The sequence below is a fragment of the Paraflavitalea devenefica genome, assembly GCF_011759375.1.
Taxonomy (GTDB): Bacteria; Bacteroidota; Bacteroidia; order Chitinophagales; family Chitinophagaceae; genus Paraflavitalea; species Paraflavitalea devenefica.
In genome coordinates this window covers 597,972-620,474 of record NZ_JAARML010000004.1, presented here as the reverse complement: position 1 = coordinate 620,474, position 22,503 = coordinate 597,972, and the positions used below count along the sequence as shown (strand labels likewise).

The window sequence follows — 22,503 nt, the reverse complement described above, 5'->3', positions numbered from 1 at the left end:
TATTGTTTAAGCGACTCCGTTGTATTGCCCGGACTTACTGTTATTTGGCAGTTTCCTCCTGGTGTTTCCATAGTTCCTGGAAGAGGGGGTTGTGTTCGCGCAGGTAGTCAAACGTTCCTTCCGCTACAATCCTTCCCTGCTTCAGCACATAAATATAGTCGAACTGATACAGCAGGTGCAGGCGATGCATGGAGGAAATGAGCGCCTTGTTCTTGAAAGCAGTAAACATTTTCTGGTAGATCATGGCTTCCGTTTTAGGATCAACACTGCTGGTGGGTTCATCCAGCAACACGACTTCGCTTTCACTGGCCGCCAGGATACCACGGGCCAGCGCCAGCCGTTGTTTCTGACCACCAGACAGGTTTACGCCTTTTTCCCGTATATCCGATTCCAATCCTTTGGGCAGTTGGTGAATCACATCGGTGAAATGAGCGCTTTCACTAACCTTCATGATCTCCTCGTCGGTAAAGGGAAGGCCGAGCGTGATATTGTAAGCAATGGTATTTTCAAAGATCTCCGGCTCCTGTGGGAACAGCGTGACGGTTTCATTGATCGTGGCCAGCGCAAAGGGTTTACCATCTACCAGTAACTGTATGCCTGCCTCAGGATTGTACAGCCCTCTTAATAAAGACAACAAAGTGCTCTTTCCACTACCGCTTTCACCAATCAGGGCAATCTTTTTCCCCCGGCCGATCGTGAGGTGCAGGTTATGCAGGCTTTGCGGGGCGTGGTCGCTGTCGTATTGATTACGGTGTGAGAAATGGAGGTTTTTAAGCTCAATGGTTTGCCAGTTACCGGGCAAGTCTGTGGGTTGGTCGGGGCGATGCTGTTCCTGGTAGGCCTTTTCTATATTCCGGGCCGTTTCTACATGCGTGTTGGACTGTATAATTTCGGTGTATTGCCAGGCCACGTCGTGGAATACGGTGGTGAACTGGGTAACAAAGCCCAGCAGGGTAACCAGTCCGGCCACGGGGAACATCTTACCGGATTCCCAGTTTTGGTATACAAATCCTGCGGCGATCACCACATAAATGAGGGTCACCAGCATATCGGCCACAAACCATTTCCATTCATTGATCACCGCATTCTTTCTGAACGGCCGTGCAATCAACTGCACTTTGTTCAGCAAGCCACCTTCCATGCTTTTCTCCAGGCGAAGCGTGATGACGGTCATGATGTTCGACAAGCTGTCGAACAGCGTAGAAGATACAACGTGCTCCCGCTCATTCACCTCATCGAGTGTTTTGATGAAGGGCTTGTCGAATCTCATGATCACCCAAATGGTGAAGATGCCGAGCAGGATGCCGATGCTGCCAAACAGCGGAGAGAAATACAGCATGGCGATCACAGAAAACACCAGCTTGGACAGCGCATGGATGTACATGAATCCTTTGTCGAAAAACTCTTTCAGTGCTTCATAGGCTTTCCGGATGCGGTTGATGGTAGAACCGCTGTGATGGTCCTGGTGCCATTTTACCGGCAGGTGCAGTGCCTGGTGATAGCGTTCCATCAGGAAGTTGCGGCTGAGGTTGAAGGCCAGTTGGCGCTCCATAATACGGGCAGGCCCGTGGAAGCTCCATTCCACGAATTTCAATCCAAAATAAGTAAGGGCGTAGAGAAGGGCATAATAAAAGACCCGTTGGGTATCCTGTTGAATTTTCCCGATAAACCATCCGAAAAGAATGGGGTTCAGGGAGAAGATCACATTGGCGAAAACGAATAACGTATATATAAGTACGTATTTCTTTCGTTCATGGCGTGCATAATGCCAGGCGGTACGTAATAGAGAAATATATGGATTGGGCATATCCTAATCAATGAAAAGTAAATAAATTGGGTTTCTTCCTGGTGAATTCCGGGAAGAAGGGTGGGATCGGAGCGGAGTGCCAAAGGTCTGGAAAATCTTTCAAACAGGGTATTAGTTTTTTCAATACCTTAAGATAGTCCTGTTTCGATTATGCTTATCCTCACTTTGCACACATGCAAATAGTCGCAAACTGCCTTCATATTGGCGCAAATGCCCATGCCAGGAGAAACCCATCCGTTTTAATTTTGTTCAACCAATACAAATGGTAAGTGGAGCAGTGACCACTTCAAAAACGGGCGGAGCCGAAAAGCCAGACGAGTAGGATCAAAAACATAGCTTATGTCCAACAATGTTGTTTCGCTGCACAGAGTTCTTAAAACATCGCCGGAAAAAGTATACCGCGCATTTACTGAAGCCTCCGCCATTGCGTCATGGTTGCCTCCTTATGGTTTTCTTTGCACCGTTCACCAAATGAAGGTAGAGATTGGTGGTTCTCATAAGATGTCATTCCAAAACTTTTCAACCGGGAATAGCCATTCATTCGGTGGAACCTACCTGGAAATCAAACCTAATGAGTTTTTGAAATACACTGATAAGTTTGATGATCCAAACCTGCCGGGAGAAATGACCGTCACTGTCTCGCTCCGGAAAACCATTGCGGGTACAGAAATAAAAATTACACAGGAAGGAATTCCTCCTGCTATACCTGTTGAAATGTGCTATTTAGGTTGGCAGGAGTCGCTGGAAAAGCTGGCTAAGTTAGTAGAGCCTGAGATACCGGATGCCTGATTACAATATTCCTGATGCTATTTCTTAAAAACACAAAGCCGCGTAAATCATTCGATGTACGCGGCTTTGATATTGCCTGAACAGCTCTGCAAATAATTCATTGAAGGGAAGAAAAAAGACAACCCGGAAAATGGTTATAACCATTTTGTTAGTGTCCTTAAACTTTCTGCGTTGTAAACAGGTGCAAATACATCAATATAAGGCATGGCAGCTTTCATTCCTGCGACATCAGGACGATAAGCAGCATATCCAGCCAGTGGGTTTAGCCATATCACTTTTTTTGTTTTCTCCTGTATGATCTTCATACTTTTTTGAAGCATATCAATATTACCCATATCCCATCCGTCGCTTAGTATGATTACAATAGTTCCCGAATCGACTAATTTCCTGCTGTAGTCTTCCACAAATGCATGTAGCGACTCTCCGATCCTGGTACCCGCTCTCCACCCATCACTTTCGGTACTCAATAACTCCAATGTATCATGAAAGTTTTTTTGTTTCAACAAAGGCGTTATTCTTTTAAGTGATGTGCTGAAGACAAATGTTTCCATCCGGTTATACACCTGTTGAAAGGCGTACATGAACTGAAGCAGAAATGCCGAATATAATTCCATGGATTTGCTTACATCACAAAGCAGCAGTAGCTTTAGGCGGTTGCGTTTAGGCCGGCGATAGATAATATCGATCAGTTCGCCGCCTCTGCGGAGATTTCTTCTCAGGGTTTTTCGTAAATCGGGTAAGTCAATTTTACGGGTAAATTCATAGCGCCGGTTCGCTTTTGCGGCAAGCCGTCTCGACAAGTTCCTGATGCATCTCATGAGTTCATCCACTTCGCTTTCAGGTACAGCCGAAAAATCTTTCCTGGATAGAGCTTCGTTCATACTATAGGCAGCCGTTTCTTCCGCCTCCTTATTTTTATTACCCTTCATCCAGGCCATTAATGAGCTGAATTGTTGCTGCCGGGAAACAGGCTGTTTCTTTTTTTTCGTTTCGGCTTTCAGCTTTGCATCCACCGCCTGGCTAACCTGCTCCCAGTACTCCCTGAAAAGCTTATCAAACGCATCCCATTGCGTTTTGCTGCGGCAAAGCACCGTTTTCAAAGACATAAAAAACGCCTCATAGCTTGTATAATCCAGGAACTGTAATACTTCGAGCATGATAGCCTCTTCTTCCACGCCAACAGCAAATCCCTTGCTGCGCAGAAATATACAGAACTGCACAATGTTCTTTGAAAGTGAGGTCAATCTGCCAATCATGGACTATCAAATTTGGAATGGATCTTTGTCTTCTCCATCAATTCGCTTAATGACATTTGCACCTGCCGCGTATCCCGCCATTCCTTCAGTACGACACCCAGTGTTTGTTCGATCGTTGTTTTATCAAGATGGTCAACGTGCAGGACCGACAAGGCGACTGCCCAGTCAATTGTTTCTGCAATGCCAGGTGTTTTTTCCAACTTCAGCAGGCGCAGCTCCTGCATAAACCGGGTGATCTGTGCACCCAATTTTGCATCAACACCCGGCACCCTGTTTTTGACGATCAGCCATTCTTTTTCAAAATCAGGATAGTCAATGTATAAATACAAGCACCGCCGGCGCAGGGCTTCGCTCAGTTCTCTGGTACGATTGCTGGTCAATATCACCTGCGGAATAAATGTGGCCTTCATGGTGCCTATTTCCGGAATGGTTATCTGCCAGTCGCTCAGCATCTCCAGTAAAAAGCTTTCAAACTCCTCGTCACTCCTGTCAATTTCATCGATGAGTAAGACTGGTTTTTGGTGATGGGTAATAGCCTGCAAAAGGGGGCGTTTCATCAAAAAGGCATCGCTGAATATCGTTTTTTCCTTTTCATCGACCGAATGGGAGTCATGCTCCGTCATCTTGAGGTGCAGCAATTGCCGCTGATAATTCCATTCGTATAAAGCATGCGTTGCATCCAGACCTTCATAGCATTGCAGCCGGATCAGATCAGTCTTCAGTGCGTTGGCCATCACTTTGGCAATTTCAGTTTTGCCCACCCCGGCCGGTCCTTCTACCAGTAAAGGCTTATTCAATTGCAGGGAGAGAAAAACAGACATCGCAACAGACTTGTCTGTTATGTATCCCTGCTGCTCCAACATGTTTTGGATATCCTGTAATTGGGTAGTCCTGAGATTTGACATCTGACAATCTTCCTGGTTTTATCCAACAGCCAGCAACGCTTTTTTCAAATACACTTTTGCGAGATGGCTGCGGTATTCTTCCGATGCATAATGATCGCTCAAAATGGATACACCCTGGAGAGCGGCACCAACCGCTGCAGCAATGGAAGCATCATTTAATGGGTTTCCGGAAACAACTTTCTCTGCCCGGCCTGCACGAAATACATTTTCCGATACCCCGGTGAATGCAATATTTGTTTTGCCATCCGCAAAACGCATTACCGCACAACCTACAATGGCAAACCTTGAAGCAGGCTGCGCGAACTTTTGATAAGTTGTCTTAGCCCCATTGGAAGGAACCGGAATACGAATAGCGGTGATAATTTCGTCATCCTCTAATGCCGTTGAGAAAAGGCCGGTAAAAAAGTCCGTTGATTTTATTCTCCTTTTGCCTTTGCTGCCCTGTACTTCAATAACAGCATCGGCTGCCAATACCAGGGCGGGCCAGTCTGCTGCCGGATCGGCATGAGCGATACTGCCACCGATAGTGCCGTGATTGCGGACCTGCATATCGCCAATTAAAGCAGTGCCTTCTGCAAAAAAGGGAAAGTTGTCTTTAATGTGCTTATCATTGGCAATCTCTGCATGCGTTGCTGTTGCGCCTATGACGATTTCCCTATCTTCTTCTTTAATACCTTTAAGATCGGAAATGCCTGCAATGTCCACCAGTTTTGGGGGGCGGTTCAGCCGAAGCTTCATGGCGGGGATCAAACTATGGCCACCGGCTAATATTTTTCCACCACCTGCCAAAGCAGCAATGGCCTCCTCAACGGTCCTTACTTTTTGATAATCGAATGCGGCGGGTATCATAATAATGTAAGATTTTTGATGATAAAATTAGTGCTGCATGGCTCTCCATACTTTTTCCGGTGTTAACGGCATGCGGATATCTTTCACCTTGTGTCCACCGCTCCAGAGCGCATCTATCACCGCATTCACTACCGCCGGCGTGGAGCCTATGGTACCCGCTTCGCCGGCGCCTTTAACGCCAAGCGGGTTGTGCGGGCAAGGGGTGACCTGGCTGCCCGTTTCAAACATCGGGAAATCATCCGCACGGGGCATGCAATAATCCATATAGGAGGCGTTGGTGAGCTGCCCGTTGTCATCATACTCGGCGCCTTCAAACAACGCCTGCCCGATGCCCTGAGCCAGACCGCCATGTATTTGCCCTTCCACAATCATTGGGTTGATCACATTACCGACATCATCCACAGCAATAAAACGTTTCAATACAACCTTTCCGGTTTCTTTGTCAACTTCTACTACAGCAATATGACAACCGAATGGATACGTGAAATTGGCCGGGTCATAAAAGCTGCTGAAGTCGAGGCCCGGTTCCAGGTCTTTGGGATAAATATGCGGTACATAAGCCGTGAGCGCGATCTCACCAAATCCAACCGACTTATCAGTCCCTTTTACTGTAAACTTTCCTCCTGCAAAATCTATGTCATCCGCACTGGCTTCCAGCTTGTGTGCGGCGATCTTTTTCCCTTTTTCTATAATTTTTTCAATGCTTTTTACAATGGCGCTGCCACCTACGGCAAGACTGCGTGAACCATAGGTGCCCATGCCAAATGCAACACTTTCGCTATCGCCATGGATAATTTCCACATCATCCATACTAATACCAAACTTGTCGGCGACGACCTGCGCAAAAGTGGTTTCATGTCCTTGTCCATGAGAATGGGCACCCGTGTAAACACTTACTTTCCCCGTTGGTTGTACCCGGACCTGGCCAACTTCGAATAAGCCGGCTCTTGCACCTAACGAACCCACTACTGCAGACGGCGCAATGCCACATGCTTCAATATAAGTTGAAAAACCTACGCCCAACAATTTACCATTGGTAGCAGCTTCTTTCTGTGCTTTGCGTACATCCGCGTAGCCAAGCATCTCCAGGCCTTTCTTTAATACGCCTTCATAATTCCCGCTATCATATTGCAATGCCACCTGGGTTTGATAACCCGGCTGATTCACGCCGTCAAAAGGTGGAATGAAATTTTTAAACCGCAACTCAGCGGGATCAGTATTCATTTCCAATGCTGCCAGATCGATCAATCTTTCGAGCAAATAAGTGGCTTCGGGGCGTCCGGCGCCGCGATAAGCATCAACCGGGGTTGTATTGGTGAATACGGCAGTAACATCTACATTTATTTTTGGTGTTGTGTATAAACCCTGCAGCAGGGTGCCGTGCAAATAAGTGGGAACACAACTGCCAAAAGTGGAAAGATAAGCGCCGATATTGGCAAAGGTTTTTACGCGCAGGGCGACAATCTTCCCTTCTTTATCGAAACCCATCTCTGCTTTGGTGATATGATCACGGCCATGTGCATCCAGCATAAAGCTTTCACTTCGTTCAGCAGTCCATTTAACAGGACGCCCGATTTTTTTGGTACACCAGGTAAGCAGTGCTTCCTCGGTATAATGAAATATCTTACTTCCAAAACCACCGCCTACATCAGGGCTTACCACCCGGACCTTATGTTCCGGGATCCCCAGTACAAATGCGCACATCAATAAGCGAATGAGATGTGGGTTTTGAGAGCTGGTGTACAAAGTATATTTTTCAGTGGCGGGATCATACGAACTGTTGTAGCAGCGTGGCTCAATGGCGTTTGGTACGAGGCGCTGGTTTACAAATTCCAAACTGGTAATGTGTGTAGCTTTGCTCATCGCATCATTCACCTCTTCGATGGGGTTACCAAGCGTCCAATCGTAACAAACATTATTGGGCGCTTCATCATGCACCAGCGGCGCATCTGGTTGTACGGCTTTGGCAGCATCCACTACGCAGGGAAGTTCTTCATATTCCACATTCACTGCTTCAGCAGCATCAGTGGCTTCTTCCTGGCTTTCAGCGATCACTATAGCAACTGCATCTCCTGCATGTTTCGCTTTATCAGCTACCAGCAGCGGATGTTTAGGCTCTTTCATCGCGTTGCCGTTTTTGAAATTCACCTGCCAGCCGCAGGGAACCCCATTTATATCAGCCACGTCAGCGCCAGTGAAAATGGCTATCACGCCAGGCATTTCTTTGGCAGCAGCCGTATCAATATGTACAATTTTTGCATGCGCATAAGGGCTTCGTACAAATGATGCGTAAGTTTGATGCGGTAGTATTATATCATCTGTATAATTACCCCTTCCGGTAGTGAATCGTTTATCTTCAACCCGTTTAACGGATTTTCCGATCAATCCATTTGTTGCACTCATACAGCTACCTCCTTTTTCATTTTTTGGGCAGCATACTGCACTGATTTAATAATGTTGTGATAGCCGGTGCAGCGACAAAGATTGCCTTCCAATGCCACCCGAATTTCTTCTTCCGTTGGTTGTGGATTGTATTGCAGCAGGTTCAGCGCTGCCATGATCATACCTGGTGTGCAAAAGCCGCATTGCAATCCATGGCATTCGTTAAAGGCTTCCTGCAGCGGATGCAGTTCACCGTTTTGAGATAGTCCTTCAATAGTCATTATTTCATAGCCATCGGCTTGCACAGCCAACAGCGTGCAACTCTTGGTGGCTTTACCGTTGACATGTATGGTGCATGCACCGCAACCAGTGGTGTCGCAGCCCACGTGTGTGCCTGTCAGCCGCAACACATCACGCAGGTATTGAACCAGTAGCAATCTTGGCTCAATGCGGTGGTCGTACTTTGTACCATTAACCGTTACATTAATCCTGGTGCTCATGGGGTTTCTATTTAAAATTATTATGAATATTAATCTCTTTAGTGTACAGGTTCTTTTCCCAATTCTTTCTCTATATTTTCAAAAAACTGTTTGGCGAGTGTATTTGAAACCCCGCCCATTACTCTTTGCCCCATACTTGCCAACAGGCCGGACAATTTCACGTCACCATCAAAAGAAATTTTAGTCTGATTATTATCAACAGGCAGCAGGTTGATCTTTATGGTCGCGTTGGCATTACCTATTTTACTGTTCTGCTGCATCCTCAATGTAAATCCAGCAGGTTCGTTTAAGTCATCCAACAGCAGGTTGCCGGTAAAGGAACCATTTACCGGTCCAAGCTTAATGTCAAGCGTGGATTTATAAGTATTGTCTCCTGTTTTTTCAAGATGGGAAATTCCGGGCACTACTTTAGCGAGGGTATCTATATCCATCAACATCGCCCAGATTATAGGCGGCGCTGCATTCAAAGTATGTTCCCCCGAAAACTGCATATATGGCAAGTTTTATAGTCGAAGGGAGCGGAGTATATAAAAGTGAGCCGGGTGGAAGGAAATAATTCCGGTGCAATCGTTCTTTAAATTCCTTTATTAAGTTAAGAAAAATTTTCAAGCAATCTTATATATTCCTTAAAAAAACTTCTTTAGGTGATATTGGCTTTTTAGCCAGGCCCTACTCAAAAGCCAGTTGCTTGGAGATGGCAGCTATTATAGAAAAACTGATTGGTAAAGAACGGGGCGAATGATACCACTACGTTTTTGTAAACAAATTATGCGAAGTATAAAACGTTCACTTATCGGATTCAGCATACGCTGTCTGAAGCGAAAAACGAGACTACAACCGGGCGGTTGAATGGTAAAAGAGCCTATCTAAGAATTGTTAAATAAATCTATTAAAAACCCGGTCAAAATAGCTGTCATTGTAAATGACACCATTCCCAGCAGATACGCTATAAAAGCAAATAAGTAACTGGCACCCTTCTTTCCGTCAAAAAACTGACCGATTGCCCATAAGCAATAAATAAAGGTAACAGTTCCTGCTACCTTGAGCAGGTCAACCCTGGTTACTCCTTCGATCAAGGCAAACACAGCGAATAGGAGCATACCTATCCCCATTACGAAACACAGCATAATCAATATTTCGAAGAAATTATAGCCACTTTTCCGGCATAGTAATTTCAGCCAAAGGCCGATAAAAACTCCCATAATAATGTTGGCGTAACCATAATTACTTTCGATCCATGACATGATTGCCATTGTGGCTGAATGTGCCAGCCTGCCGGATGCAGCATACTGTCTTTCAATATGGAAAAAATGAGTAATGCTTGTATAGAGCAAAGAAGTAACGACGATAAAAAGGATCGGTTTAACAAGCCTGCTCCTGTTTTCGGTGAGAAATGTCCTGATATTTTGTCCAGGCTGCAACAATAATGCCTTGATGGTGTACAGGATTCCCTTTTCAAAGTGTAGTACATGCTGAATTTCATGGATGATGTAAGGCCCGTCAACTCTTTTCAGAGCAACAGGCATACCGCAATTACCACAATAATTTTCACTTACGATCTGGTGACAGCTTCTGCAATTCATTAGTACAACATCTATTTCTGTCAAATATCAAAACAAAGTACTTGCAAAAGTCTACACTTGAGTGTAAATTTATAACCACTTAAATGCTTTAGTTGGAAAAAAAATCGAGTTCTAGCCTACTGACGAAGAATAAATTAGGAGAAATTCCGGAAACCGACCGGCATGAACAGCATTACCTGGAAGTGGTGAAGGCATTTGCCCGCTTAACATACGAAAGTGTATACCTGATTGATTATACCAATATGTCTTTTGAGTATGTATCAGAGAACCCCCTGTTTCTATGCGGGCTTTCAGCTGAAGATGTACTGCAACTGGGCTATGAATTTTACTTTCGGCACGTTCCGGAAAAGGACCTCGAACTATTGGAGCTAATTAACGAAGCGGGGTTTGATTTTTATGCAAATGTTCCTGAAAATGAAAGAAAGCTTTACAGCATCACGTATGACTTCCACCTGGTCAATAAAGACGGTAAGCCTATTCTGATCAATCATAAGTTGACACCGCTTTTTCTTACTCAGGACGGAAGGATGTGGAAGGCAATGTGTATCGTATCGCTCTCGCATCATCAAACAGCTGGCAATGTTCGTATTTATAAGCAGGGCTTCGACGAAGTGTGGGAGCTAATCGTCGGGAAGAAAATATGGCGTAAATCAGCGAAACCTGTACTCACTGACAGGGAAATAGAAGTGTTGCGCTTGTATGCACAAGGGCTCTCTATTAACCAGATTGCAGAAAAGATCTTTGTTGCGCCTGATACCGTTAAATACTATCGCCGACAAATATTCGAGCGCCTGGAGGTAAGCAACATTGCGGACGCATTATCTCATGCAGTGAACAGTAAACTCATTTAATGCTACATGAACTGCCTGTGAAATCGACTAATAATTCGCCCATAACCTGTTGAAAATGAGATGTTCATCGTTTGGGTATTAGAAGACCTAAGCTATTGGTAATATCTTAAATATGTCGTATTTTTGCTTAAAGTAATTGTCGTATTTTTGTTTAATTTAGTTACTGACAATCAATGAATAACAACAAAACGATAGAAAGCAGGATTCTTAGCCGGATCGCCCGGAAAAAGTCTAATATCCTATTGCGTGAGGACTTCATTGATTTGGGTGGATATGACCAGGTAGGGAGGGCATTGCTGCAATTAATCCGGAAGGGGAGAATCGTTAAAATTGGTTATGGGCTTTATGCGAAAGCTAAAATATCGTCATTGACGGGAGAAACCCTGCCAGTAGAACCATTACCTATCCTTGCAAGGGAAGCCATGAAGCGACTGGGGATAAAGGTAAGTCCTACCAAAGCAGAAATCGACTACCAGGCTGGCAGGTCCACCCAGGTTCCAACAGGCAGGTTAATTGGAGTTAGTAATAGAATCAGCCGTAAAATAGGTTATAAGGGGGCCTCGGTCTATTATGAACGTGCTTCCTGATAAAAGTATTATTGAAGAGGTCGCTTCAATAATAGGCATAAGTCCTTCATTTGTAGAAAAAGATTGGTATGTTACTCAAGTAATTAAAATAGCAGGAGGAATATCCTTCCAGGATTTCCAAATTATTTTTACTGGTGGAACTGCTTTATCCAAGGCTCATAGGTTGTTGCAACGTTTTTCAGAGGATACTGATTTCCGGGTAGTTGCTCCCGGGCTGAATACTTTAAGCCAAAGCAAGCAACGGGCATTACTTTCAGCATTTAAAAGCAATATTATTTCCAGCTTTAAAACGGTCTTCCAACTGGAAGATGAAAAAGTATATGCAGGAAACGGTAATCGCTTTATAGCTATAGAAATTGAATATTCCTCTTATTTTCCACCGGAAAATGCTCTTCGGCCTCATATCCTGATTGAATTTACAGTGATGAATCTGGAGCTTCCTGCCCTGCAGTTACCTGTGTCTTCTTTGGTTAATGAGTTAGCCAAAAAGTCGCCGGAAGTTGCCAAAATAGATTGCACTGATCCTGCAGAGAATGCCTGTGATAAACTGAGTGCTATAGCCTGGCGTATTCCTAACAGGGTCCGCGGCTCGGAAAATGATGATCCTACTGTTGTTCGCCATATACATGATTTGGCTATTATGAGTGACCTGGCTGTAAAACATCCTTTGTTTAAAACATTAGTTATTCAAACCGTCAAAAATGATGATCAGCGTTCTGTAAGAACGGCGGGTATGACAATAGTGCAAAAGTTGAACTTGATGATGGAGATTCTTGAAGGAGAAAAAGAGTATGTACAAGAATATGACAGGTTTGTGAGAGGTATGTCTTATGCCCCGGATCACAATCTTCTTTCGTATCATCAAGCTGTAGAAAAACTTCGAATATTGGTCAATGCAATTCTTAGCTAAAAATATATCCTTATTCAAGTCTCTTTTTAAAGGACGGGAAGATGTTTTTGCTATACGGTGGGAAAAAGATAAAAAGAGTGGCTATATGCCTGCTTACTTTTTTGATCCTTATCGTTTTCGTGCTCATAAAATGAAAGGCGGTACTTTTCAGAACTATCCTGATAAATCTTACCTCCAATTGACGGATGAGCAGATTGTCAAGCATCTCAACGGTGAGCAGCTCATCGGATTATATCCCCTTCTCCCTGATAATGCTTCATGGTTTATTGCGGCAGACTTTGATGAGGGAGGCTGGGTAGAATCAGCACATAAGTTTATCCGTGCTTGCAGTGAAGTTGGCATTCCTGCATATCTTGAACGTTCACGATCGGGAAACGGTGGGCATGTTTGGATCTTTTTTGAGCATCCATTTCCAGCATATAAAAGCCGGAAGTTGGTCCTGTCATTACTTACATCATCCGGTATAGTATCAGCATTTGATAAAAATACCAGTTTTGACAGGCTGTTTCCAAACCAGGATTATCTTTCGGGAAAGGGATTAGGCAATCTCATCGCATTACCATTAAATGGTGTTTCCCTGCAGCAGGGAAACAGTTGTTTTATTGATCCTTCTACTTTGCAGCCTTATGCAGACCAATGGCAATTTATCGGGCAAATACAAAGAATACCTGTAAGGCAACTTGAGGCTTTGTTTTCGAGGTTGGAATCCAATCATAACTCTGAAAGTTATACAAGCAATCTTACCATTGCTTTAAAGCATGATATTCATTTGAACCGGAGTGCTATAGTCCCGGCTCTATTTATTTTTATCAAAGAAGAACTGAATTTCCTGAATACTGAATTTATTATCAAAAAGAATAGCGGGAGGAATACTTTCGGTACAGAACGATATTTTCGATTCATCGAAGAGCAAGGCAATAGTATTCTTTTGCCTAAAGGATTTATAGGAAAACTGATCCGATTTTGCCGTGACAATGGTATTGCGTATAATTTAGCTGACCAAAGAAAGACACATCAACTTGTTCCCTTTTCATTTCAGGCAACCTTACGCCCTCATCAACAGGAATGCATGGAAGCCATCAGCAAAAAGGACATGGGAGTTGTTGTTGCGCCACCCGGTTCAGGTAAAACAGTGTTGGCGTTGAAAATGATAGCCGATAAGCAACAGCCGTCGCTTATCATTGTTCATCGAAAGCAGCTGGCCCAGCAATGGATGGAAAGAATTGAAGCCTTTTTGGGCATCCCACAAAAAGATATTGGGAAAATTGGGCAAGGAAAGATAAAAGTTGGAGAAAGAGTTACTGTCGCAACCATACAGAGTCTGGTAAAAGCTGATCTGCAAAGCCTGGCTGATGCTTTTGGATTAATAATAGTAGATGAGTGCCACCATGTCCCCGCTGAAACATTCCGTAATGCCATTGGCAAGTTTAATTCACGTTACCTCTATGGATTAACAGCAACGCCATTCAGGAAGTACAATGATGGCAAACTGATATTTATCCATTTGGGTGAAATAATTGCAGAAGTTCGTACCGAACAACTCTCAACCACAAATTCCCCTGAAATTATTATTCGGAATACTTCCCTGGAAGTCCCTTTCAATGCAAAGACCGACAGATTTGAAACCCTATCTAAAATACTGATCCATGATTCGGAACGAAATAAACTGATATTAAAAGATGTTGTAAGCGAATTAAGCAAAGGACGAAAGATTGTGATCCTGACAGGAAGGAAGGAGCATATTGACAGTCTTGAACAATATCTCAAGCAGTCTTTTGAAACCATAACGCTTTGTGGAGATGACTCAGAAAACAACAGGAACGCTAAATGTAAGCTGTTGAAAACAGGGAATTTTCAGGCTTTGATTACTACCGGACAATTTTTCGGCGAAGGATCAGATCTGCAAAATGTTCAGTGCCTGTTCCTGGTTTATCCTTTTTCTTTTAAGGGCAAACTGATTCAGTATATAGGCAGGGTACAACGTTCGGAAATAAGTCCAACGATCTATGATTACAGGGATAGTAAGATTGACTACCTCAACCGAATGTTCCTGAAAAGGAATGTCTACTACCGAAAACTGGAAAAGCAACGGACATTATTTGATTTACCTGGTGAAGAAAATGTTAGCGGAGAGCAACCCACACAGGAAGAAATAATTATAGAAAGAACTGTTAACGTTAAAATAGAAGACCTGGAGTTTCTTTATGGCAGCTTTCAGTTCCGGCACAGGATACCTGAATATGCCGGCGAATTAAGCTTCGATATAGAAAACCTGAATATTCGCCCTGAGTTTGAAGTGCTCAAACCTTATTTTGAAAAGTTTTTTAAGGCCAGATCAGTAGCAGTACATATTTCAGTAGTTCTAAACAATCGAAATACAATTACAGCCTTGTCTGCAACCTCTTCTGATCTCGAAGAGCTTAACAGGGAAGTTGTGGAAAGTGTACGGTTTCGTTTTGTTGATAAGAACTTTTTTGGTAAAAAGCTCATATCGCAGGATTACGGCTTAAACGAAAACCTTAGCGGGACAGTAAAGAGCGTCTATGAGTCAGGCGAAGAGTTGCTTTCAGATGTGCTATCGAAAGGAAACTATAGGCATCAGAAACAATTACATTACCTGGCAGAAAAACACGAAGGAGGTATACTTAAGATTCGTTTTATATTAAGCCCGTTCGCCTTTGTTTTTCTGTTATCAGGAAATGAGCAATACCATGTTGTTATGGAGACCTTGGATACTGATGAAGCTACCTATATATGGCATTTGCCTAAAAATATCATAGCTCTAAAGCAGGGTATTATGGAAATAGATAAACAACTCAACCAAATCCGTAATGAGGGTCGGCAGGCCTTTCTTGAAACTAATCCTGTCGGTTTCTGTAGGGTGTTGCATGATTATTCTGACGAACGTAAAGGCTTTGTTTTATGGAAGGATGCTCTGGAGGAAAGACTTGTTTAGACGACCAAACCTAGCATACAGACAGGTAGGAAATGCCATCACTTTGACGCACTTGATTGAATACTCTCAGTTGTAATTCTATTGAGCGGTAGTACTGAAATTCCCCGCCTTCGGCGATACCCGAGCCATTATGCCTAATTACTTTAAAAGAGATGGATTTGATATTATATAATAACGGCTTCACATTCAGCCACGAGCAGCCCGAGAACTCCCTTTAGACTTGGTTTTCATTGCACGCGGCTCGTCGGCCGCAACGTGGTGTTAGCCAGCGTACCTGTATAGTGTTCCCGATTCACCTACTACGGATCGCGAATGATCTGGTAATCGCCGGACCGAGGTCCAGAACGCACGGTCCACCCTGAAGCAACTGTCACCGTCCAGCCGTCGCCACTGATATTGGCGCCTTCAATGCGAATCGGTCCAGGCAGCCGTCGCTTGCCGTCGTCGCTTATCAGGACGCCGTTTGTTGCCTCCAACGTGCCCCATTCACCCTTGGTGCGATACGGCAAGACGAACACCGTCCCGACTCCAGGAATGGGCGTGGCTCCTACCGCGTTAAACGTTGCGCCACCACCTGACGGAACGAGAAGCACAGGGCCATCGACAAAGCGGTTCCGCAGTTCGAGCATGCGGGCTTTTCGCTGCTTTTCGCGCGCCTGTTCCGCGGAGCGGATCTCCACGCCACCGTACCGCGCCGAAGCTTCGACCGCGTCCGCAGTTGGCCTGATCCCGAGAGCCGCCATCAGCATCTGCCCGAGATCTGAGTTGCTGTGCACGCTGCGCCTCCAATCCTCTGACGCGTCATCAAGAAGAACCCCGTACGCCGTACCGGTTACATAGGCTTGTTGCAGAAACGTCTCGTGCCCTTCAGCCGCGGCCAAGTGCCCGATCGTGCTGGCGACTGCCTCAGCGCGTGAGTCGGCCGTGGCGACGATGCCGGTGTATTGAGCGAGACCTTCCCGGATTTCTTCGACGCGCTCGTTCTCCGCAGCATTGGCAAACTGGGAACGGCGTGCAGACCGGAAGGCGAACGCATCGCTTACCGCGCGCTTACGGTCTTCACCAGACTGATCGAGCGCCCGCGCCAGTGCGCGCCACTCGAGTTGTAGCCATATTCGTGCTTCGACCGTGTCCAGATGCGCATTCTGTCCGGAAAGGGTAATCAGCCCGAGGTCCGGTTGAATGCGGTGAAACAGCTCGTGCAACATGAACTCGCGCCGTGCACGCGGAGTCGGCAGGGCCGTTGTGAAGTCCCACATGTAGGCGACCCAACGCGAGCCACCCCACTCGAGCGGCGCATTCGTGAAGCCAAGAACCTGAGGCCAATTGTCTGCCGGACGAGGTTGATTTGTCGCGAGCGTTCGCGTCCGCGCGTCTGCGAACACCATCGGCCCACATAAAGAGACGCCCCAAAGCCGTCCGCTATCACGTTCACAGATAGCCGCGGCCTCTTTGAAGTAGGCTTCAGCACGTTGCTGATCGACCTGGGCTGCTGCGGGATTGATCAAACATAGCGTCAGGGATATCAGGCCGAACCACGATGCACAGATGATGATGTTTCTGCCCATAGGTCCTCCGAATCGTAAGGTTACATAACTATATATTAGACTTTAGACTGTAAAATTGCAGTCTATTAAATAAAGATAAAACTTTTTAAAACAAGCAAGTTGTCATACTTAATAGGGTGATTGCATGAAAGGCTAAGTTAGCCGAATCGTTTTTTGAGATTGATGATCCCCGCCAGGATGGAAGTATAACGACTTGATTGAATTATAACAGTACTGGGCACGGCTTCTGCGGAGATAAAAACAGAACAGGTTTCCAAAACTGGAAACCTGTCCGACTCGGTGACCCCCCTGGGACTCGAACCCAGGACCTACTGATTAAGAGTCAGTAGCTCTAACCAACTGAGCTAGGGAGTCTATTTTTCCTCCTCTTCTATCCGCTATTTGTCAGCAAAACGTAAAAGGGATTGCAAAAGTAAGGAAAGACAGTGATATGATGCAAACTTCTTCCAAAAAATGTGGGCCACCCATTGCAAATCAGGCCGTAATGGTCGCTTTCCCTTTCTCCAGGTGCAGGAACTTATCTACACAGGCCGGGATTTCGGACCGGTAATGACTTACATACACCAGGGTAGTGGGCGAATGCGCACAGATGGCATCTACCAGTTGGCGGAACAATTGCGTATGTGCGGCATCCAGGCCCTGACAGGGTTCATCCAGTATGAGCAGCGCCGGATGCTTGATTAATGCCCTTGCCAGTAAGGCCAGCCTTTGTTCTCCTGCCGATAACCTGGAAAGGCCATGATGCGTCTTGGCATCCAGCTGCATCAGGCTGATCCACTGATACACCAGCGCTTCCTGTTCGGCAGTCAATATCCTGAACAGGCCAATGGTGTCAAACAATCCCGAGGCAATAGCCTGGAAGCAGGTAGCCGTATAATCAAAATATAAATGCATCTCAGGCGATACATAACCTGTCTTCTTCTTGATATCCCAGATGCTTTCCCCGCTGCCCCGACGCCGGTCGAACAAATAGATCTCATTGGCATAAGCCTGTGGGTTATCGCCGGTAATAAGGCTCAGCAGGGTAGACTTGCCCGCACCATTGGCGCCTGATACACTCCAGCGCTCCCCGCGGTTTACTTGCCAGTCAATGTGCTGCAGAATGTATTTCCCTTCGTATTGTATGGTTACATCCACCATTTTAATAGCGGTCATAAAATCGGCATCCGCTACACCGGTGATTGACTGCAAGGTGGCTGAAGATACCGGAAGAGCTATTGTTTCCGGCTCCGGCGCTTTGTATTGTGCTGCCGGAACCGCATTCATCAATACGCCTTTTTCTAAAGTGGCTACATGCGTAATGCAGGGCGATAGCTGATCGGGGGTAGTGATCAGCAACAGGGTAATGCCTGTAGTGCTGATCTTGCCAAGGATCTGGTGCAGGATCTGCCGGCCATCTACATCCAGTCCTACAAAAGGATTATCCAGCACCAGCAGCCTGGGTTCCTGCAACAAAGCAATCGTCAGTTGCAATCTTTTATTCTCCCCGTTGGAAAGTTGTATCAGGGGCTCCTCCATCAGGCTATTGATCTGCAGCAGGGATATCCATTGTGCGGCGGCGGCTTCGTTGGCCGGCGTAATGTAGTTGGATAGTTCCTGTGCTACGGTGGCAGTTTGTTCTGCATCGAAGGAATTAAAACGTTGCTGGTAATAAAAATCACTCCGGTTGGTGAGGTCCTTAAAGCGGTGTTGTTGTTCCACCACCACAATGGAATGATGAAACGTTTCAGGCGCATCGAATGAGGTGTGAATATGACCACTGAAGAAATGCCTGCCGGCGAGGGTATGGGCCAGCACTGTTTTGCCGCTGCCCGATTGGCCTGTAACAGCCCAGTGCTCTCCGGGATGAATGGTAAGATCAATATTGTCCAGTATCTTTTGTGCGCCCAGCTTTACAGTCACCTGTTCCAGTTGTAATAATATCTCCTGCATAATATCCCTGCTTAAAAATTCGTGCAAAGATACTGTAAGCTGAAAAGAAAGAGCACACCATGGTTACCGGATATTACTCCCGCTCCATGGCGTGCTCTGAATAGGATCAATAACTATGTCGTGATAGACTATTGTTCCAGTTTAATTTCGCCTACATCTGTAGGTTGTCCGTCTACTACTGTAACACCATCTTTGGCTGCATTCTTATAAGGCGGCTTGGCCTCAATAATCAAACGATAGGTACCTGCTTTGGCACCTGTGATCTCAAATGCACCCTTATCGATAGTCGCTTTCAGCGTATCCGTGCCAGACAGCGCCCATGCACGTACACCACCTTCAGCGGGTGATACAGTACCTTTCACTGAACCTGTTTGAACAGCCTGGAAGGCGAATAATCCTGCAGTGGCGGCAACAATGCTCAATCCCACCAATCTTGACTTGATGCTTTTCATAAAAGTTAACAAATTATAGGTTAATAAAAATGGTTACCTAATGAATGAAAGATCTTACGGTTGGGTGAGTTGTTTGGAGTCATGTTAGTGAAGACAAGGACTATGCCATAAATTTTTATTCATTGAGGCAAAATAAATTAACAACTCTTTTGCTGCTATTATGAATAGCGATGGCTTTCATGGCATGATTGTTTTAGCGGGCAGCGGTCTATGTTATAATAATGCTGAGCAAAAAAATCTACACCGCCTTATTGATAATTTATTTTTTAGCAGCTTGCTCTATTGTCTTGAATAAAAGTAAGTCATGGTCATGAGCTTCATGAAGTGTATTAAATTGGTAGACTTATTCAGCGGGTCCTGTGCCTTTTATCATTAAAGCGATTTTAATTTTATTTTTTTATTCCGGCATATAAAATACTGGCATTACGGAAGGAATAGCCCGTTAAAATTCCCTTTGCCGGTAGATTTTGCCGCTTCACCGTCATTTTAGCGCAAGAGGCCTTTTATTCTGTAAATTGAGGGGGTATTGGTGCCTTCAAAATGCAGGCTGGCAGACAAAAATCGTTAATTCCTCTATTTTCATGTCCGGCAACCAACAGTTTGGAGCCATCCTACGTAGTCATATATTATTAAACAATACAAGCATGTTGGCTGCCAACCGATCCTTTCTGCTCATTGTATTCACGCTCCTGACCTACGCCGGTATCGCACAGCAAAAGCAAAAAAACGACCGTTGTGCAACGGTGGCTGTATTACAGGATGCATTACAGCGTAATCCCGCTTTAAAGGCCAATTTTGAAAAATCTGTTCAGCAATTACGGCAGGTAGTCGCCTTGCGCAAGACCTGGCCCGCTTTACGGGAAGAATCGGATACGATGTTTATCCCGGTCGTTTTTCACATTGTGCTCCAGAATCCCAACCTGGTGACAGACGCGCAGGTGCAGGCACAGCTTGATACCCTCAACATTGATTTTGGAGGGATCAATGCGGACTCTGTCAAAATCCCTGCCGCTTTCAAGGCGCTGTTTGCCAAAGCAAAGATCCAGTTCAAACTGGCGCAGCGGACGCCCGACGATGAGCCTTCCACAGGCATCAACCGTTACGTGACCACCCGCAGTTCCTATGCCTATACAGATAATACCCTTAAATACAGCGCCTCTGGCGGAGCTGATGCCTGGGACCCTACCCGCTACCTGAATATATGGGTTACCAATATCTCCGGCGGTATCCTGGGATATGCTACTTTTCCCGGTGGGAGTGTAGCGCAGGAACAGGGAGTCGTCATATTATATCGCAGCATGCCAGGTGGCACCGCTGCACCGTATAATAAAGGACGTACCCTTACCCATGAAACCGGCCACTACCTTTTCCTGTACCATATCTGGGGCGATGATGATGGCGCCTGCACAGGCAGTGATGAAGTGGATGATACGCCTAACCAGGCTGACCAGACAGGCGGCTGTCCCAATGGCGTGGTGCTTACCGACGCCTGTGCCACCGCTGCTCCCGGTTTCATGTATCAAAACTATATGGACTATACAGATGATGCCTGTATGATTATGTTTACCAAAGAACAGGCTATCCGGATGGAAGAAGCTGTTACGACTTTCCGTGCATCCCTGCTTACCTCCAATGGCGCCGATCCTGTAGTACTGAAAGACATAAATGCTTCTTTACGGAGTATCAATCAGCCGGCAAGCCGTGTTTGCGATGCCACTTTTGCCCCGTCCATTACCTTGCGCAACCTCGGTGTGCAGACTCTCATTGCTGCTACTATCTATGCCAGCGTAGATGGTGGTACGGCAGTGCTTACACAATGGACAGGATCGCTGGTCAGCCGTGCTACTGCTGATATAACGCTCAATAATATTACAGTAACTGCCGGCAAACACACCCTGAAAATATATGTGACCAATCCGAATGGTTCAATAGACGGCGAATTAACGAATGATACACTCACTTCCACTTTTGAGTATTATCCCCCGGTAACGCCACCGCTCACGGAAAGCTTTGAAGGCACTACTTTCCCGCCGCAGGGCTGGGATATTGTAAATCCCGACAATTACTTTACCTGGGAACGGGTAACCGGTGTTGCCAAAACGGGCAATGCTTCCGTCGTTATGCGCAACCTGCAGTATGAACAGAATGGTCCTAAGGATTATCTCCGGCTGCCGCAGGTGAGCATTGGCGCAGCAGATTCTGCTTTCCTTACCTTCCAGGTAGCAGCGGCCGTGCAAACGGCACCGGGCACCGCCAATAATGTATGGGACACTTTACAGGTGCTGGTAAGTACCGACTGCGGTAATACGTATACCAGCCTGTATAAAAAATGGGGCGGCTCACTCATTACGCGGCAAACGGCCATTACTACTTCCTTTGTTCCGCTTGCCAGCGAATGGCGTAAGGATTCTGTTAATCTTACGCCTTATATCGGCAACCAGCCTATTATGCTTGCCTTCCTCAATAGTTCGGAGTTCGAGAATAATATCTACCTCGATGATATTAATCTATATACGCTGGTGGTTAATCCCAATCTGCGGGAAAAGGGACTGCTGGTAACGCCCAACCCTACTACAGGGGCGCTGAGCGTTCAGTTTTATCCCAATCCTACCAAGCTGAGGGGGATCGCCATTTTTGATGCCGCTGGTCAGAAGGTGGCAGAAAGACGTGTGGGTAACGGTGGCGGTACCCGGTACGACTTTGACCTGAGCCCCTTTGCCAATGGCTTGTACCTGGTAAGGGTGGTGTACACGGATAAAACGGTTACGCAGAAAGTGATCAAAAACAGGTAATTGGTTATCTTGTAAATAGAGAACAACCCGGCTTCCCCGGAATATTGATCCCGGAAGCCGGGTTTTCTCATATAATGGGCGGTAACTGCGCAAATTGTTCATCATCAATCCCTTTTTTCCACAAATCGTTAATATTTCCCGCAAACACCTTCTGAAGCGCTTTTCCTATATTTGCCCGTTCCGGAAAAAGCCCGGCCTGTCATACAACGGGAGGGGAAATGATCGTTTAAGGCTTGCTATGCCTTGAAAATCAGCCCCCTTATTATAGAACACTTGGCAGGCAGAACCTATGGTATAAACCATAAGTAGTTTATAACCAATACTATATAGAAAACCTAAGTTGATAACCAAAAAATGACCCCGCCGCTGATGGTGGAATGGAAA

Annotated in this window: 17 protein-coding genes and 1 tRNA gene; 6 read left to right on the top strand and 12 right to left on the bottom strand. The window is 45.6% G+C overall.

Annotated elements, in window-relative coordinates:
- Window positions 1-40: 40 nt before the first annotated feature.
- Window positions 41-1,807 (bottom strand): ABC transporter ATP-binding protein, encoded by a 1,767-nt coding sequence (locus HB364_RS24020; protein WP_167290873.1) that lies wholly within the window; start codon window positions 1,805-1,807, stop codon window positions 41-43.
- A 339-nt stretch (window positions 1,808-2,146) separates the two neighbouring features.
- On the opposite strand from HB364_RS24020, the gene HB364_RS24015 reads away from it, so the two are divergent.
- The gene (locus HB364_RS24015; RefSeq protein ID WP_167290872.1) at window positions 2,147-2,596 is read left to right on the top strand and encodes an SRPBCC family protein; all 450 of its coding nucleotides are present in this window, start codon (window positions 2,147-2,149) and stop codon (window positions 2,594-2,596) included.
- Window positions 2,597-2,730: 134 nt separating this feature from the next.
- Here HB364_RS24015 and HB364_RS24010 read toward each other — a convergent pair whose 3' ends face one another.
- The 7 genes from HB364_RS24010 to HB364_RS23980 form a co-directional block, all read right to left on the bottom strand.
- Complete coding sequence (locus tag HB364_RS24010) at window positions 2,731-3,852, bottom strand: vWA domain-containing protein (RefSeq protein ID WP_167290871.1); 1,122 nt, start codon at window positions 3,850-3,852, stop codon at window positions 2,731-2,733.
- On the bottom strand, window positions 3,849-4,757 hold the full coding sequence (locus HB364_RS24005; RefSeq protein WP_167290870.1) for an AAA family ATPase: 909 nt from the start codon (window positions 4,755-4,757) through the stop codon (window positions 3,849-3,851). The genes HB364_RS24010 and HB364_RS24005 overlap by 4 nt, the downstream gene beginning before the upstream one ends.
- A gap of 18 nt (window positions 4,758-4,775) precedes the next feature.
- The gene (locus HB364_RS24000) at window positions 4,776-5,606 is read right to left on the bottom strand and encodes an FAD binding domain-containing protein (protein WP_167290869.1); all 831 of its coding nucleotides are present in this window, start codon (window positions 5,604-5,606) and stop codon (window positions 4,776-4,778) included.
- 27 nt (window positions 5,607-5,633) lie between these two features.
- Entirely contained in the window at window positions 5,634-8,009 is a 2,376-nt protein-coding gene (locus tag HB364_RS23995; protein WP_167290868.1) for a xanthine dehydrogenase family protein molybdopterin-binding subunit, read from the bottom strand.
- A complete protein-coding gene (locus HB364_RS23990) occupies window positions 8,006-8,488 on the bottom strand; it encodes a (2Fe-2S)-binding protein (RefSeq protein ID WP_167290867.1) in 483 nt (160 codons plus the stop codon). Before HB364_RS23990 ends, HB364_RS23995 begins: the two co-directional genes overlap by 4 nt.
- 38 nt (window positions 8,489-8,526) lie before the next feature.
- Window positions 8,527-8,979, bottom strand: coding sequence for a CoxG family protein (locus HB364_RS23985; RefSeq protein ID WP_167290866.1), 453 nt, complete (start codon window positions 8,977-8,979; stop codon window positions 8,527-8,529).
- A 375-nt stretch (window positions 8,980-9,354) separates the two neighbouring features.
- Window positions 9,355-10,014: a DUF3667 domain-containing protein gene (locus HB364_RS23980; RefSeq protein WP_246228592.1), complete on the bottom strand. Its 660-nt coding sequence runs from the start codon at window positions 10,012-10,014 to the stop codon at window positions 9,355-9,357.
- A gap of 149 nt (window positions 10,015-10,163) precedes the next feature.
- On the opposite strand from HB364_RS23980, the gene HB364_RS23975 reads away from it, so the two are divergent.
- The 4 genes from HB364_RS23975 (at window position 10,164) to HB364_RS23960 (ending at window position 15,375) form a co-directional block, all read left to right on the top strand.
- A complete protein-coding gene (locus HB364_RS23975) occupies window positions 10,164-10,922 on the top strand; it encodes a response regulator transcription factor (protein WP_167290865.1) in 759 nt (252 codons plus the stop codon).
- 173 nt (window positions 10,923-11,095) lie between these two features.
- Window positions 11,096-11,509, top strand: coding sequence for a DUF6088 family protein (locus tag HB364_RS23970; protein ID WP_167290864.1), 414 nt, complete (start codon window positions 11,096-11,098; stop codon window positions 11,507-11,509).
- Window positions 11,493-12,419, top strand: a complete 927-nt coding sequence (locus tag HB364_RS23965) for a nucleotidyl transferase AbiEii/AbiGii toxin family protein (protein WP_167290863.1) — start codon at window positions 11,493-11,495, stop codon at window positions 12,417-12,419. Before HB364_RS23970 ends, HB364_RS23965 begins: the two co-directional genes overlap by 17 nt.
- Entirely contained in the window at window positions 12,403-15,375 is a 2,973-nt protein-coding gene (locus HB364_RS23960; protein WP_208420067.1) for a DEAD/DEAH box helicase, read from the top strand. Before HB364_RS23965 ends, HB364_RS23960 begins: the two co-directional genes overlap by 17 nt.
- A 299-nt stretch (window positions 15,376-15,674) precedes the next feature.
- Here the strand turns inward: HB364_RS23960 and HB364_RS23955 are convergent, their stop codons facing one another.
- From HB364_RS23955 to HB364_RS23940, 4 genes are all read right to left on the bottom strand, one after another.
- A complete protein-coding gene (locus HB364_RS23955) occupies window positions 15,675-16,943 on the bottom strand; it encodes a hypothetical protein (RefSeq protein ID WP_167290862.1) in 1,269 nt (422 codons plus the stop codon).
- A 280-nt stretch (window positions 16,944-17,223) separates the two neighbouring features.
- Window positions 17,224-17,297 (bottom strand) — tRNA-Lys (locus HB364_RS23950).
- A 120-nt stretch (window positions 17,298-17,417) separates the two neighbouring features.
- On the bottom strand, window positions 17,418-18,875 hold the full coding sequence (locus tag HB364_RS23945; RefSeq protein ID WP_167290861.1) for an ATP-binding cassette domain-containing protein: 1,458 nt from the start codon (window positions 18,873-18,875) through the stop codon (window positions 17,418-17,420).
- A gap of 128 nt (window positions 18,876-19,003) precedes the next feature.
- Window positions 19,004-19,327 carry a carboxypeptidase regulatory-like domain-containing protein gene (locus HB364_RS23940; RefSeq protein WP_167290860.1) on the bottom strand — a complete coding sequence of 108 codons (324 nt, stop codon included), beginning with the start codon at window positions 19,325-19,327 and terminating at the stop codon, window positions 19,004-19,006.
- Window positions 19,328-19,971: 644 nt separating this feature from the next.
- On the opposite strand from HB364_RS23940, the gene HB364_RS23935 reads away from it, so the two are divergent.
- On the top strand, window positions 19,972-22,119 hold the full coding sequence (locus HB364_RS23935; RefSeq protein ID WP_167290859.1) for a M43 family zinc metalloprotease: 2,148 nt from the start codon (window positions 19,972-19,974) through the stop codon (window positions 22,117-22,119).
- Window positions 22,120-22,503 lie beyond the last annotated feature (384 nt).